The organism is Ectobacillus polymachus (assembly GCF_048159605.1).
In the GTDB taxonomy this organism is placed as follows: domain Bacteria; phylum Bacillota; class Bacilli; order Bacillales; family Bacillaceae_G; genus Ectobacillus; species Ectobacillus polymachus.
In genome coordinates, this window is the sequence record NZ_JBLREB010000002.1 from 521,753 (window position 1) to 536,314 (window position 14,562).

A 14,562-nucleotide genomic window follows, 5' to 3' on the forward strand; every position below is an offset into this window, starting at 1 on the left:
TAAAAATTATCATTTATTGTCAAAAAAGGGAAATGGAGGTATTTCTATGTTAGATACAACAAGTCATGCAATTTTACCTTCAAAAGTAAATAAAAAAGCAGATGTCTGTCATGCGATAACTTCCATTCAATCATTTGAATGGGATGGGAAAGTATTAACAGGTACCCTGTCAAAAGGAACATTTTGTCTCTATCTCGTTAATGAGAAGACAATACGATTTATTCTAAATCCTTTTGGAGAAGTTAATCGTACCCCATCAATAGCAGCAATTGGTGATGTTGGGTGTATGTCAGGATCCCTTGTAGAAATAGATGATGCGATTTTACTTCAATTTGGTATTAATGAGTTAATTATAAAAAAACAATCTTTTGGATTAACTGTTAAAAAAGAGGGACAAGTAATATTTCAAACAGCTAATCCTTCAATTGCTTATAATTCAGCAAAACATATATTTTTTTCAATAAAAAAGAATCCTGACTCTCCTATTTATGGTTTAGGTGAAAAAAGCGGATTTATAAACAAAAATGGCTCAAAGATTAGTAATTGGAATACGGATGTATACTCTCCACACAATAAAGATACAGTAGAACTTTATCAATCTATTCCACTAGCTATAATACATGATCAAACTAAAACAACCGGAATCTTCTTTGATAATTCCTATCGTACAGAGTTTGATATGCAGACATATCGTGATCAAATGTCAATTATGGCTGAAGGTGGGCAAGTAAACACATATATCATATTAGGACAAGATCTCAAAGAGACTGTCATGTTATATACAAACCTTACTGGTAGAACACCCTTACCTCCGAAATGGTCACTTGGTTATCATCAGTCGCGGTATAGTTATACCTCTCAAGATGAAGTTATGCAAGTTGTCCATCAATTTAAAAACATGGAAATTCCTTTAGATTGCGTGTTCTTGGATATTCATTACATGGACGATTATCGGGTCTTTACTTTTGATGAAGACAAATTCCCTCAGTATAAAGAAATGATAGCGGAACTTGCCCGACAAAATATTGATATAGTTCCAATAGTTGATCCTGGAATAAAAAAGGATGTTGATTATTCGGTTTATAGAGAAGGAATTGAAAAGGGTTATTTCTGTAAATACCTAGAGGGTGAAGTATATTTAGGTGAAGTTTGGCCAGGAGTAAGTGCTTTTCCAGATTTTTTTAATAGTACAGTTCAAGAATGGTGGGGCGAACTTCATCGTTTTTATACAGAATTGGGTATTAGAGGAATATGGAATGACATGAACGAGCCTTCTGTTTTTAATGAAACAAAAACAATGGATTTAAATGTTATTCATAATAGAGATGGAAAGAAGATTACTCATAATGAAGGACATAATTTGTTTGGTTTATATATGAGTAAAGCTACGTTTGAAGGATTACAGAAACAGTTAGGGAACGGTCGACCATTTTCTTTGACAAGAGCAGGCTATGCAGGTGTTCAAAGATATTCAGCTGTATGGACTGGAGATAACCGCAGCTATTGGGAGCATTTGGAGATGTCTTTACCCATGATTATGAATCTTGGAATGTCGGGAGTTGCATTAGCTGGTGCAGATGTTGGTGGCTTTTCATCAGATACAACTCCAGAATTACTAATTCGCTGGACACAAGTTGGAGCCTTTCTTCCATATTTTCGTAATCATAGTGTACAAGATTCTATTTATCAAGAGCCATGGGCATTTGGAGAAAAAACATTAGTTTCGGTTAAAAAATATATAGAATTACGTTATCGGTTTATGCCATATTTATATACTATATTTCATGAAGCAGAACAAACAGGACTTCCTGTTGTTCGCCCATTAGTTATGGAATATCCTAGTGATCCGGAGACATTCCAATGCAGTGATGAATTTCTTTTAGGAAGTCAGGTATTGATTGCTCCTATTCTTCGTCCAGGTAAAAGTCATCGTTCCGTATATTTACCAGAAGGTAGTTGGTACGATTTTTGGACAGAGCAAAAGTACGAAGGGGGTCAATACCATTTAATATCTGCGGATTTAGATATACTACCAATATTCATTAAAGCAGGGACCATATTACCTTTAGGAACACCTGTTAAAAATACGAAAGAAAATCAAGATATAGAATTGCAAATTTATTATTCTGAGGAAGATATGATTGGGTATTTGTATGAAGATGATGGTTATTCATATAATTACCGAGATAAGCAGTTTAGTTTCACTACTTTTAAAATAAAAGAAGGTCAACTTAATATTGAAAGGGAAGGACAACTTTCCAAATTAGCTTCCATTAAAAGTACAAGATTAATCGGTGAAATTTAATAAATAAAAACAAGTAGAGGATGTAATATAATGGAAAAAACAAAAGATTGGTGGAAAAAAAGTGTTGTTTATCAAATCTATCCAAAAAGCTTTAACGACACAAATGGAGACGGAATAGGTGATATTCAAGGTATAATTGAAAAGCTAGATTATCTAAAAAATCTTGGAGTTGATGTAATATGGTTATCACCTATTTATGACTCTCCACAAGAAGATAATGGCTATGATATTAGAAACTATAAATCTATTTTTGAACAATATGGAACGATGGAAGACTTTGATCAATTATTAATCGAAATGCATCAAAGAGATTTAAAGCTGGTCATGGATCTAGTGGTAAATCATACTTCAGATGAGCACTATTGGTTTGTAGAATCAAAGCGCAGTAAGGAAAACCCTTATAGAGATTATTATATTTGGTGTGATGGTAAAGGGAATGGAGAACCATTAAACAATTGGGGATCCATTTTCAGTGGATCTGCTTGGCAATATGATGAAGAAACAAAGCAATATTATCTTCACTTATTTGCAACAAAACAACCGGATTTAAACTGGGAGAATCCAAAATTAAGAGCAGATATTTATGAAATGATGAAATTTTGGTTAGATAAGGGAATCGATGGCTTCCGAATGGATGTAATTAACTTCATCTCAAAAGATCCTTTATTTCCTGATGGAGAAGTTAGAGAAGGTCAATTATACGGTGATGGTGGTCCATATTTTGTAAACGGTCCACGAATCCATGAGTTTTTAAAAGAAATGAACCGTGAAGTTATTTCACATTATAATGTGATGACTGTTGGTGAAATGCCAGGTGCCTCTCCTGAAGAAACGAAGATTTATACGAATCCAGAGAATAAAGAACTAAATATGGTTTTCACATTCGAACATATGAATTTAGATTGTGAAAATGGTGATAAGTGGGACTTGAAGCCGATTGATTTAGTTGAATTAAAAAAGAACTTCGAAAAATGGCAAACATCGCTATATGAGGTAGGCTGGAACAGCTTATACTGGAGTAACCATGATCAGCCGCGAATAGTTTCCCGCTTTGGTAATGATCAAGAGTATCGAGTGAAGTCTGCGAAAATGCTTGCTACATGTTTACACATGATGCAGGGGACACCATACATTTACCAAGGTGAAGAAATTGGAATGACTAATGTGCATTTTGAAACACTTGATGATTACCGTGATATTGAACTCTTGAATATGTATAAAGAAAAAACATCTTTAGGCTGGTCACATGAAAGAATAATGGAAGCTATTTATACAAAAGGTAGAGACAACGCACGTACGCCAATACAATGGGATGATTCAGATAATGGGGGTTTTACTACTGGTACTCCTTGGATTAAAGTCAACCCAAGATATAAAAAAGTAAATGCTAAGGAAGCCTTAGATGATCCAAATTCAATCTATTACTATTATCAACGACTTATACAATTAAGAAAAAATAATGAGATCATTACCACTGGCAAATTTGAGCTGATTTTGCAAAATGATAATAATATATTTGCATACAAAAGAATTGGGGAAAAAGAAACGTTACTGGTACTATGCAATTTCTCTAGTCAATCAATTGAATTACATGATAAAGAGATTTTGGCATCAATAAATAATGCAACCATTTTAATATCGAATGAAGAGGACAAAAAAGTACGAAGTTTCTTAGCACCTTATGAATCAGTGGTTTATTCTATAAAATAAATATTTAGTATACATTCGTATGCAATAGTTTTGATATTTTTTCTGTCCACCAATCATTTAATTTAACAAATTTTAAAAACATATTTAACTAATCGAATAATTCCCATCTTAGCAGATGGGAATTATTTGGTGCTTACATCATTTTCTATTTGGCTTACTTTATGATATTGTTTCCAATCGAGTAGTAGGGAGGTTTACCTAAACCACCACAATTATTTGTTCTACTATAAAAATAACCCCAAAACTGGTAGCACTTTAGGGTACAGCTCGGTCAAGGAAATACAGGTGGGTCCTTACCAGTTTTATAAGGAGGTAAAAAGATGAAAAGAAGATTATTAATTGGGATAGATTTAGGTGGTACAACCGTAAAATTTGCCATTTTAACTATGAATGGTAATATTCAACTAAAATGGAGTATTGAAACAGATATTGAAAATGAAGGAAAGAATATCATTCCAAACATTATTGAATCTATTAATCATCGCCTAAACTTATATGGATTATCAGCTAATGATTTCTTAGGTATCGGAATGGGTTCTCCTGGAATAGTGGATCGTGAAAAAGGGACTGTCATCGGAGCGTATAATTTAAATTGGAGTACATTACAACCAGTAAAAGAACTGATTGAAGCTGGTACAAGCATTCCATTTTACCTTGATAATGATGCTAATGTAGCTGCATTAGGGGAAAGTTGGAAGGGGGCTGGTGAAGGTGTTGCCAATGTTGCCTTTGTTACACTTGGTACAGGTGTTGGTGGTGGCATTATAGCAGAAGGAAAATTAATTCATGGTTTTGCTGGATCAGCAGGGGAAATTGGCCATCTTATCGTAGAACCTAATGGTTATCAATGTACTTGTGGAAATCAAGGTTGTCTAGAGACAGTAGCAAGTGCAACAGGTGTTGTCCGATTAGCACGAGATTTGTCTGGTGAATTTGCTGGTGAATCAGAATTAAAATGGTTAATTGACGATGGACAAGAAGTGACTTCAAAGACAGTATTTGATCTAGCAAAACGAGGAGATAGGCTTGCTATCATTATAGTAGATAAATTTTATTATTATTTAGGATTAGCTTGCGGAAATATTGCTAATGTTTTAAACCCTGAAGCAATTGTTATTGGTGGTGGAGTTTCAGCGGCAGGAGATATGCTGTTAAAGGGAGTAAAAGAATACTTTCATAAGTTTACATTTCCACAAGTAAGAACAAGTACAAAAGTGAAACTAGCTCAGTTAGGAAATGACGCCGGAGTAATAGGAGCAGCATCGTTAGTTATACACTCAGAAAAAGAAATTTAGATTAATTAAAAAATGAAATTTCCACATTAGTCTTTGTATTATTTGAAAACAAAGAAATATTTGTATTATATAGAGATAAAGTTACTAAAGGAAAATTGACCGGATTTTCTTTATAATAAATTTTGTAAGCATCACTGTTGCCACCTAGTTAAAGTCTTTTTAGCTATGTGACTATCGGATTGGCAATAATATGCTTCATTATACTTTAGACAAAATTATATTCAATAAAGGGATACAAAAAAAGTTGCTGGTGGAACATTTACCTGTAGCTTTTTTAATTTTAGACTTTAGTCTGTTGAGCCAGAAGAAGGTGAAATATTAAACCACCTAAGTCTATAGTGCATAATTTACATCAAAATTAAATACAATTCATTTTGGTATATAGGTTGATAGCTAAGGTTATCAATCTATATTTCTATTACAAAGACTTAATAATTATTTTGTTGAAATAAATAGATAAGTGATTTATTATATAAGCAGATGATTATATAAATAATGTACATGGAACGATTATAAATAAGTAAATCTATAAATGGAGGTGTTTTAGCATGGAAAAAACAACAGTAGAATTAGAACGAGCTGCTAACGTTATCAAATTGTTAGGCGATAAAACACGATTAACCATCGTTGCGATTTTAAAACACCGGGAGTGCTGTGTTTGTGAAATTCAAGAAGTGTTTGATATGAGTCAGCCATCTATCAGTCAGCATCTTCGCAAATTAAAGGATGCAGGGCTGGTTAAAGAAGATAGAAGAGGTCAGTGGATTTATTACTCACTAAATTCACAAAATGATCTATATGGTCTTATTGAAGATATTTTGGAGCATGTACCAGATCAAACAGAGAAAATTAAAGTAATAGAAAAAAACAATCCTACACTTCAATGCGGTTGCTAGGGGGTGTGTTCTGTAAGGGGAAAAAACAATGAAAAAAAAGTTAATCAGTGAATTCTTAGGCACCTATTTTCTTGTTTTTGCCGGGACAGGTGCAGTCGTAATTGATGAAATCACAAAAAGTTTAACACATGTAGGAGTAGCCATTACATTTGGGCTGGTAGTCACGGTATTAATTTATACGTTTGGACATTTATCTGGTGCCCATTTTAATCCTGCTGTTACCATTGGTTTTTTAATCCATGGGGATATAAACAAAAGGGAAACACTTTATTACATTGTTACTCAAATCATTGCAGGAATTGCAGCAAGTGCAACGATATTATGTTTATTTGGCAAGGTTGCTTCATTAGGGGCTACTTTACCAAGAAGTTCATGGTCACAAGCATTTATATTGGAATTTATACTTACGTTTTTCTTAATGCTTGTTATTTTTGGATCTGCCATTCATGGAAAAGCTCAAAAGTCATTTGCAGGAATTGCCATTGGTGCAACAGTAGGTTTAGAAGCTATGTTTGGCGGTCCTATTTCTGGTGCCTCGATGAATCCTGCCAGATCAATTGGTCCTGCAATTGTATCAGGTACAACTCAATATTTATGGGTATATATTGTCGCAACGATTTTAGGAGCAAGCTGCGCGGCAATTATTTATAAAATACTAGACGAAAAATAAAGGAGAAAACATCATGTCTACAAAAAGAATTTACTTCTTATGTACAGGAAACTCATGCCGTAGCCAAATGGCTGAAGGTTGGGCAAAAAAATATTTAAGTGATGAATGGGAAGTTAAAAGTGCAGGGATTGAAGCTCATGGTTTAAATCCTAACGCTGTAAAAGCGATGAAGGAAGTAGATATTGATATTTCTAATCAAACGTCTGACATAATTGATCCTGAAATTTTAAACAATGCTGATATGGTTGTAACATTATGTGGAGACGCTGCTGATAAATGCCCAATGACTCCCCCACATGTGAAACGTGAACACTGGGGATTTGATGATCCAGCAAAAGCCGAAGGAACCGAAGAAGAAAAATGGACAGTCTTTCAACGTGTTCGTAATGAAATCGGAGCCCGCATTAAACGTTTCGCTGAAACGGGAGAATAATAAACTAAATAACCAAGAGGTTGTCTCTTGGTTTTCTTTAAACGGAGAGAATAAGCAAATGCTTATTTAATAATATATTGGGGGTATAGATATGAACAAGGTTGAGATTTTTGATCCTGCGATGTGCTGTTCAACTGGCGTATGTGGTCCAAGTGTTGATCCAGAATTAACAAGGGTGGCTTCTGCTGTTTATTCATTAAAGAAAAAGGGCTTTACTATTCAACGTTATCAATTAACAACAGACCCTGATAAATTTGCGGAGAACAAGGAAATAAATCGTGTTTTTATGGAAAAAGGGCCTGATGCGTTACCTGTTGTCTTAGTAAATGATCAAGTTGTGAAAGTAGGAAGTTATCCAACAAACGAGGAATTTGCTGAATGGTTTGAGGTAAAGGCTGAAGAGTTAAATGAAAAACCAAAAGCGCGCCTTTCAATCAATTTAAAAGATCTGAAATAAATTGAAAGAAGGAATAAACATGTACCCATCATTTAGTCCTAATGATATTAATACGCAGTTTTTGTTCTTAACAGGAAAAGGCGGAGTAGGAAAAACATCTACAGCTTGTTCCCTTGCCGTGGCATTAGCGGATAATGGAAAAAAGGTTTTGTTGATTAGTACAGATCCGGCTTCCAATCTACAAGATGTATTTGGAATTGATTTAAACAGTACTCCAAAATCTGTTCCTACTATTGAAAATCTATTTGTGAGTAATATAGACCCTGAAGCTTCAGCCAAGACTTATCGTGAGAAAGTTATAGGGCCTTATCGTGATAAGTTTCCTGAAGCAGTGGTAGCTACGATGGAAGAACAATTATCAGGTGCTTGTACAGTTGAAATTGCCGCGTTTGATGAATTTACAGGTTTTCTTACCAATAGTGAAATTGTGGATCAATATGACCATATTATTTTTGATACGGCGCCAACAGGACATACATTACGACTTTTACAACTACCAACTGCTTGGAATGGATTTTTAGAAGAAAGTACGCACGGTGCATCCTGTTTAGGACCTTTATCTGGATTATCAGAAAAAAAAGCCCTGTATTCAAGTGCAGTATCTGTCCTTTCTGATCCAGCTAAAACAACTTTAATACTCGTAACAAGACCAGAAGTTTCAGCCCTGTTCGAAGCAAATCGTGCCTCAATTGAACTGAAAGAGATTGGAATTAAGAACCAAATGCTTATTATAAACGGTCTCCTTCAGAATCATAACGAGGATGATAAAGTATCAACCGCTTTTTACCGGAGACAGAAGGATGCACTAAACCAGATACCGGAAAATTTAAAGAGGACCAACACGTACTCATTACCATATGTACCCTATTCCTTAACAGGTATCGATAATCTTCGACATCTAATTAAACCATACGATTTGGTTTCGACAACTAAGTTGAATAGTGAAAATCAATCAAAAAATCTTCCAGGATTAAAAGATGTCATTGATGACTTTTCTGCAAAAGGGACAAAGCTGATTTTTACGATGGGCAAAGGCGGAGTAGGAAAAACAACCGTTGCATCTGCCATCGCGGTTGGTCTTGTTGAAAAAGGGCATCGGGTTCACTTAACAACAACCGACCCTGCTGCGCACTTAGATTATCAATTTAAATTTGACCATTTGAATCAAAATTTAACCATTAGCAGTATTAATCCCAAAGTAGAAGTTGAAAAATATAAAGCTGAAGTGATTGCCAAATCAAGTACGGATTTAGATGAAGCGGGTCTCGCTTACTTAAAAGAGGATTTGGAATCACCGTGTACAGAAGAAATTGCTGTTTTTCAAGCTTTTGCTGAAGTAGTAGCTAAATCAAAAAATGAAATTGTCGTCATTGATACGGCACCAACAGGACATACCTTATTATTGTTGGATGCCTCCCAGTCTTATAGTAAAGAAATCGAAAGGTCAACCGGTGATGCCCCGGAAAGTGCAAAAGAATTGCTGCCGCGTATTCGAAATCCAAAAGAAACAGCGGTTGTCATTGTTACTCTTGCAGAAACAACTCCTGTTTTAGAAGCATCCAGGTTACAAGATGACCTAAGACGGGCTGATATTCGTCCACAATGGTGGGTCATTAATCAAAGCTTATCTGCTACGAACACGAACGATCCTATTTTAAAAGGAAAAGCTATGGCAGAAAATGCATGGATTCAGGAAGTAGATGAAAATCTTGCAGAGAAATGTGCGATTATTCCTTGGTTACATGAAGAAAAGGCTGGATACGAAAAGCTAAAAGATTTCATTTATTAATGTTGAAGCAAGATGAATAGGAGGAAATGAAAATGAAAATTACAGATGAAGCAAAAGAATTGTTAGAAAATGTACTAAGTGAAAAGGGAGCAGAAGGAGTTCGGTTATTTACCGTTGCTGGTTGCTGCGGACCTCAATTTGCGTTATCTTTAGATGCACCGCAGGAATCTGATACTGTTAAAACGATTAACGGAATTAAAGTAGCGTTCGATTCACAAATTACTGGGACTGAAGAATTAACGTTGGATAAGGAAAAAAATCAAGATGGCGAAGGATTAGTTTTATTAGGTGCAAGTAGCTGTTGTTGAGAATAATATTTGACTGGAAGACAGACCTATTCATATTTGTGAATAGGTCTGTTTTTATTGGTTAAAACTTAACGAATACTAAAAGGAACTATATGAAGAGACGTTTCGTATGCTTTCCTTCTGTGAAAAAACATAAAAACATACTTAGTGATGAAAGCACGACAATTGTATCTTTCAATCCCCTTTGTGATTTTGAAGCTCGGTATTATCTATTTGTCGCCAGGCCCTAAATCAAAGCCTGGCGACTACTTTCTACTTATTTAAGGACTAAATCATTTTCTTTTTCACGAAGCTTTTTATCAAGTAATTCCTTGCCGGCAATACCAGGATGCGTCATTTCAAGTGGGTGTAAAATGATATCCAGCTCGCTATTGGTTAAAACACCTCTTTCAAGGACAATTTCTCTAACCGGTCTGTTTGAAATAATCGCTTCCCTTGCAATCGATGCGGCTGTTTCATAGCCGACATGTGGATTGATTGCTGTGATTACACCCACACTATTATTCACGTAAGCTTCCAATCTTTCTTTGTTAGCTGTAATACCGCTTAAGCAATGGGTACGGAACACGGTAAAGACATTGGTCATTACTTTAATAGATTGTAATAGATTGAAAGCGATGACAGGTTCCATAACATTGAGTTCAAACTGACCGGCCTCGGATGCCATGCTGATTGTCAGGTCATTCCCGGCTACCTGGAAAGCACTTTGATTTAGGACCTCTGCCATAACCGGGTTAACTTTTCCTGGCATTATAGATGAACCCGGTTGGCGCGGGGGAAGATTAATTTCACCTAAACCACAGCGTGGACCAGAGGTCATCATCCGCAAATCATTGGCCACTTTTGACATGTTCAACATGCAGATTTTAAGGGCAGCTGATACTTCAATATAGCAGTCTGTATTTTGGGTGCCATCAACAAGGTCTTCTGATCCTTTTAATGGTAAGCCTGTTATTTTCGCTAAAAAATCAACTGCCTTTTTGATATATTCCGGTTCGGCGTTTAATCCTGTACCCACAGCTGTTGCCCCAATATTGACTTCATATAAATTATTGCGTGTTGCTTTAATCCGTTTAATATCTCTTCGCAACACACGTGCGTAAGCTTCAAATTCTTGGCTGAGAAGGATAGGTACAGCGTCCTGCAGATGAGTTCGCCCCATTTTAATCAGTCCATCAAACTCATTTGCCTTTTTCATAAATTCTGAGTGAAGGTCTTCCATCACTTTAATTAACTTTTCTAAAGTCATGAGTGCAGACAAATGAATCGCTGTAGGAAAAGAGTCATTTGTTGATTGTGCCATGTTAACATGGGAGTTTGGGCTTATGGCCTTATAATTTCCTTTTTGCTCGCCTATTATTTCAAGCGCACGGTTGGCAATAACTTCGTTGGTGTTCATGTTAATTGACGTCCCTGCACCGCCTTGAATTGGGTCTACGATGAATTGGTCATTTAGTTTTCCTTCGATTACTTCATCAGCGGCTGTCATAATAGCATTTGCTATTTTTTTATCCAATTGTCCAATTTCTGAATTGGCAAACGCAGCTGCTTTTTTCACCATTGTAAGCGCTTTAATTAAAGCTGAATCTATTTTATATCCGGTGATTGGGAAATTCTCAACTGCACGCATTGTTTGCACACCAAAGTAGGCATCAGCCGGAACCTTTTTTTCTCCAAGAAAGTCTTTTTCAATACGGAAATTCTTTGAATCATTCATTCTAGTCATCTCCAATGTATTTTTTAAGATTTTTCTAAAAAGTAATCGATAGGATTGAGGAAGTAATTTTTCGTTATAAGATAATCATACTCAGGATCATACCAAGCCCTACGGAAACGATTGTAGCAATTAAGCCCGGTATCATGAAGCTGTGATTTAATATATATTTCCCAATTTTCGTTGTACCAGTTCTATCAAAGTTGATGGCTGCTACAACTGTTGGATAGTTTGGTATAAAGAAATATCCATTCACTGCCGGAAACATTGCAATTAACAAAGCCGGAGAAATTCCGAGTGTTATACCAAGAGGCATTAAAGTACGAACAGTTGCTGCCTGGCTGTATAACAGGATCGATAAAGCAAATAAAGCAACAGCAAATAACCACGGTGCTGCTGTAACTAAATCAGAAATAGAACCGGAAATTAATTTAAGATTTCCTTGGAAGAAAGTGTCTCCCATCCAAGCAATACCAAAAATAGCTACAACAGCAGTTGCACCTGCTTTGAAGACACTGCCCGAAACAATTTCTTGTGCATCTGGTTTACAGAAAATAATAATAAGCGCGGCAATCGTTAACATGACAATTTCAATTGCAGCCGGCATGCTCAGCCTTGTAAAGGTTCCATTAATCGTCCAACCCGGGCGCAACGTTTCAAATGAGCCTAATAAAACAACCAAAATTGTTGCTATAAGGAAGAGAACGACCGAGAATTTTGCTTTGCTAGATGCGATGAATTCTTTCTTATCTTTTTTAATCGGCTCTAAACCTTCTTCTAAACGTTTTAGATAATCAGGATCCTCGTTTAACTCTTTTCCCATTTTGCTTGATACAAAAGCTGCAATCATACAGGCAATAAAAGTAGACGGAATACAGATTAATAGAATATCGAGCAAGTTGATTTTAAAACCAGATAAAAGTGAGAGTAAGGCAACAGTTGCTGCTGAAATCGGGCTTGCTGTTATGGCTTGTTGTGAGGCAATAACAGCGATGGCCATTGGCCTTTCCGGTCTCACACCGGATTCACGAGATACTTCCGCTATAACTGGTAAAACCGAATAGGCAACATGGCCTGTTCCGGCACACAGTGTAAATAGATAAGTAACGATTGGGGCAATGAATGTGATCCTTTTTGGATTTTTCCTTAAAGCCCTTTCTGCTACATGAACAAGGTAGTCCATGCCTCCGGCTGCTTGCAGAGATCCAGCCGCTGTCACGACAGCCAAAATCATCAGCATAACATCAATTGGTGCTGTAGTAGGTTGAAGTCTAAAGACAAAAACAAGAATAGCCAGCCCCACTCCGCCCATAACACCGAGACCGATACCGCCTAATCGCGCGCCGATGAATATGCATGCTAGAACAATTAAAAATTGTATCCAAAACATAGTAATTGCCTTACCTCCTAACAATTGGAATGTTCAATAACTAATCTTTGCTTTTACCCGAAATGAATCTTGATGTTTTCCTTTACCCCCGTAAGTAATTGTGAAAAAATAAAGCCTTTTGTTGACCCATCCTTTTAAGTTGGAACATTTCTTTGTTCAATAAGAGCATGTTTGACAATCTACATAAATCTACATAAATCTACAAAACCAATAGGAAGTGTAATAAATTTGTCGTTTTTCATCATTCAAATACAAAATGTTTTATATTAATTTGTATTAAGATGTAGAAGTGAAACACTCTCTAAAATGGAAGTGGTCCTTATGTGCGATAAATTATTGACCTACTTATTTATGATCATTACAGTTCCTATTGCTGGGGAATTAAAATTCTATCCATTTGATGGTTCTGACATTAGAGTAAGCTTGGGAACACCCGTCTTTTTCTTTATTTTGTTATGGTTACGCAAAATCCATCCTGTAATTGCCGGCTGTTTAACCGGAATTGCAGTTGTGGTCTTTCGGATATTTCTTGACAGTATTCAGGTTCATTCATTCACCATCCAGAACGATATTTGGTTAAATTTTCCTGCATTCTTTTATTACTTAACATTCGCTTCGCTCTTTTATATTTTCAAAATCAATAGTTTGAATGAACGTCCATTTCTCATTGGATGGTACGGCGTCCTGATAGAAATTATCTCCAGTTTAGTTGAAATTTCTATACGTTTTTCCATCGCCCATGTACGAATTACTATCCATACTTTTATTCTCATTGCAGGGATAGCTGTTATCCGAAGTTTCTTTGTCCTCGGCTTTTTTAATATTCTTATATTGAGAGAGACAAGACTTGAGAAAGTACACATTCAAGAACGGACGGAGCAGATTTTACTATTAATTTCAAATTTGTATGTAGAAATGTTTCAATTGAAAAAGTCCACTATGAATGCTGAGGAATTGACAAGTGCCTGCTATGTGCTTTATCGGGATTTAAAAAGGCGGGAGAATCACGAACAGGCAAAAGTAGCTCTTAAAATTGCAGGGGATTTGCATGAAATCAAAAAAGATAATCAGCGTATTTATGCAGGATTATCAAAGCTAATGATTAAAGAAAACTTAGATGATTTCATGAACATTGAAGAAGTCATCGACATCATAATTCGTGCAAATAAAAGTTACGGAGAGATGCTCGGTAAAACGATTCATTATCAGGTAAACATCTTGGGTGTACATCCGCAATACCTAACGTTTTTCCTCTTTTCTCTAATAAATAATCTTGTAGCTAATGCTGTCGAAGCCATTCATATGGAGGGGAGGATTAGGTTAACAGTTGAGAGAATTGTTGACATGGTCAAAATAAAGATAAATGATAATGGCTGCGGAATTTCCCCGAAAAACAAACCTTTTATTTTTGAACCTGGTTTTACGACAAAGTTTGACCAAATTGGAGTTGCTTCAAATGGAATCGGATTATCTTATATCAAAAGTGTCATTGAAAATATTGGTGGAGAAATGATACTCGTAGATTCAACTCATACAGAAGGAACTACCTTTGAAATGCTCCTTCCGGTAGCAAGCTTAATTGATAAAGGATGATA

The 14,562-nt window shown here is 35.8% G+C and carries 12 protein-coding genes; 10 read left to right on the top strand and 2 right to left on the bottom strand.

Annotated elements, in window-relative coordinates; genetic code table 11:
• Positions 1–46: 46 nt before the first annotated feature.
• From ACM5BR_RS13155 to ACM5BR_RS13195, 9 genes are all read left to right on the top strand, one after another.
• Entirely contained in the window at positions 47–2,305 is a 2,259-nt protein-coding gene (locus ACM5BR_RS13155) for a glycoside hydrolase family 31 protein (protein ID WP_416828413.1), read from the top strand.
• A 30-nt stretch (positions 2,306–2,335) separates the two neighbouring features.
• Positions 2,336–4,015, top strand: coding sequence for a glycoside hydrolase family 13 protein (locus ACM5BR_RS13160; RefSeq protein WP_416828414.1), 1,680 nt, complete (start codon positions 2,336–2,338; stop codon positions 4,013–4,015).
• A 320-nt stretch (positions 4,016–4,335) separates the two neighbouring features.
• The gene (locus ACM5BR_RS13165; protein WP_416828415.1) at positions 4,336–5,310 is read left to right on the top strand and encodes an ROK family glucokinase; all 975 of its coding nucleotides are present in this window, start codon (positions 4,336–4,338) and stop codon (positions 5,308–5,310) included.
• Positions 5,311–5,858: 548 nt separating this feature from the next.
• Complete coding sequence (locus ACM5BR_RS13170) at positions 5,859–6,206, top strand: ArsR/SmtB family transcription factor (protein ID WP_416828416.1); 348 nt, start codon at positions 5,859–5,861, stop codon at positions 6,204–6,206.
• Between the two features lie 28 nt (positions 6,207–6,234).
• Complete coding sequence (locus ACM5BR_RS13175; protein WP_416828417.1) at positions 6,235–6,876, top strand: MIP/aquaporin family protein; 642 nt, start codon at positions 6,235–6,237, stop codon at positions 6,874–6,876.
• A gap of 13 nt (positions 6,877–6,889) precedes the next feature.
• Positions 6,890–7,309 carry an arsenate reductase (thioredoxin) gene (gene arsC / locus ACM5BR_RS13180; RefSeq protein WP_416828418.1) on the top strand — a complete coding sequence of 140 codons (420 nt, stop codon included), beginning with the start codon at positions 6,890–6,892 and terminating at the stop codon, positions 7,307–7,309.
• A 91-nt stretch (positions 7,310–7,400) separates the two neighbouring features.
• Positions 7,401–7,766, top strand: a complete 366-nt coding sequence (arsD, locus tag ACM5BR_RS13185) for an arsenite efflux transporter metallochaperone ArsD (protein ID WP_416828419.1) — start codon at positions 7,401–7,403, stop codon at positions 7,764–7,766.
• 19 nt (positions 7,767–7,785) lie between these two features.
• A complete protein-coding gene (gene arsA, locus ACM5BR_RS13190) occupies positions 7,786–9,555 on the top strand; it encodes an arsenical pump-driving ATPase (RefSeq protein WP_416828420.1) in 1,770 nt (589 codons plus the stop codon).
• Between the two features lie 32 nt (positions 9,556–9,587).
• Positions 9,588–9,863, top strand: a complete 276-nt coding sequence (locus ACM5BR_RS13195; RefSeq protein ID WP_416828421.1) for an adhesin — start codon at positions 9,588–9,590, stop codon at positions 9,861–9,863.
• Positions 9,864–10,119: 256 nt separating this feature from the next.
• Here the strand turns inward: ACM5BR_RS13195 and aspA are convergent, their stop codons facing one another.
• Positions 10,120–11,580 (bottom strand): aspartate ammonia-lyase, encoded by a 1,461-nt coding sequence (aspA, locus tag ACM5BR_RS13200; protein ID WP_416828422.1) that lies wholly within the window; start codon positions 11,578–11,580, stop codon positions 10,120–10,122.
• A 73-nt stretch (positions 11,581–11,653) separates the two neighbouring features.
• Complete coding sequence (locus ACM5BR_RS13205; protein ID WP_416828423.1) at positions 11,654–12,967, bottom strand: anaerobic C4-dicarboxylate transporter family protein; 1,314 nt, start codon at positions 12,965–12,967, stop codon at positions 11,654–11,656.
• 321 nt (positions 12,968–13,288) lie between these two features.
• On the opposite strand from ACM5BR_RS13205, the gene ACM5BR_RS13210 reads away from it, so the two are divergent.
• Complete coding sequence (locus tag ACM5BR_RS13210) at positions 13,289–14,560, top strand: ATP-binding protein (RefSeq protein ID WP_416828424.1); 1,272 nt, start codon at positions 13,289–13,291, stop codon at positions 14,558–14,560.
• Positions 14,561–14,562 lie beyond the last annotated feature (2 nt).

Excerpts from the sequence above, each read along its gene's own strand:
- ACM5BR_RS13155 (WP_416828413.1), top strand. The coding sequence starts at position 47 with ATGTTAGATACAACAAGTCATGCAATTTTACCTTCAAAAGTAAATAAA.
- ACM5BR_RS13160 (WP_416828414.1), top strand. The coding sequence starts at position 2,336 with ATGGAAAAAACAAAAGATTGGTGGAAAAAAAGTGTTGTTTATCAAATC.
- ACM5BR_RS13165 (WP_416828415.1), top strand. The coding sequence starts at position 4,336 with ATGAAAAGAAGATTATTAATTGGGATAGATTTAGGTGGTACAACCGTA.
- ACM5BR_RS13170 (WP_416828416.1), top strand. The coding sequence starts at position 5,859 with ATGGAAAAAACAACAGTAGAATTAGAACGAGCTGCTAACGTTATCAAA.
- ACM5BR_RS13175 (WP_416828417.1), top strand. The coding sequence starts at position 6,235 with ATGAAAAAAAAGTTAATCAGTGAATTCTTAGGCACCTATTTTCTTGTT.
- arsC (WP_416828418.1), top strand. The coding sequence starts at position 6,890 with ATGTCTACAAAAAGAATTTACTTCTTATGTACAGGAAACTCATGCCGT.
- arsD (WP_416828419.1), top strand. The coding sequence starts at position 7,401 with ATGAACAAGGTTGAGATTTTTGATCCTGCGATGTGCTGTTCAACTGGC.
- arsA (WP_416828420.1), top strand. The coding sequence starts at position 7,786 with ATGTACCCATCATTTAGTCCTAATGATATTAATACGCAGTTTTTGTTC.
- ACM5BR_RS13195 (WP_416828421.1), top strand. The coding sequence starts at position 9,588 with ATGAAAATTACAGATGAAGCAAAAGAATTGTTAGAAAATGTACTAAGT.
- aspA (WP_416828422.1), bottom strand. The coding sequence starts at position 11,580 with ATGAATGATTCAAAGAATTTCCGTATTGAAAAAGACTTTCTTGGAGAA.
- ACM5BR_RS13205 (WP_416828423.1), bottom strand. The coding sequence starts at position 12,967 with ATGTTTTGGATACAATTTTTAATTGTTCTAGCATGCATATTCATCGGC.
- ACM5BR_RS13210 (WP_416828424.1), top strand. The coding sequence starts at position 13,289 with ATGTGCGATAAATTATTGACCTACTTATTTATGATCATTACAGTTCCT.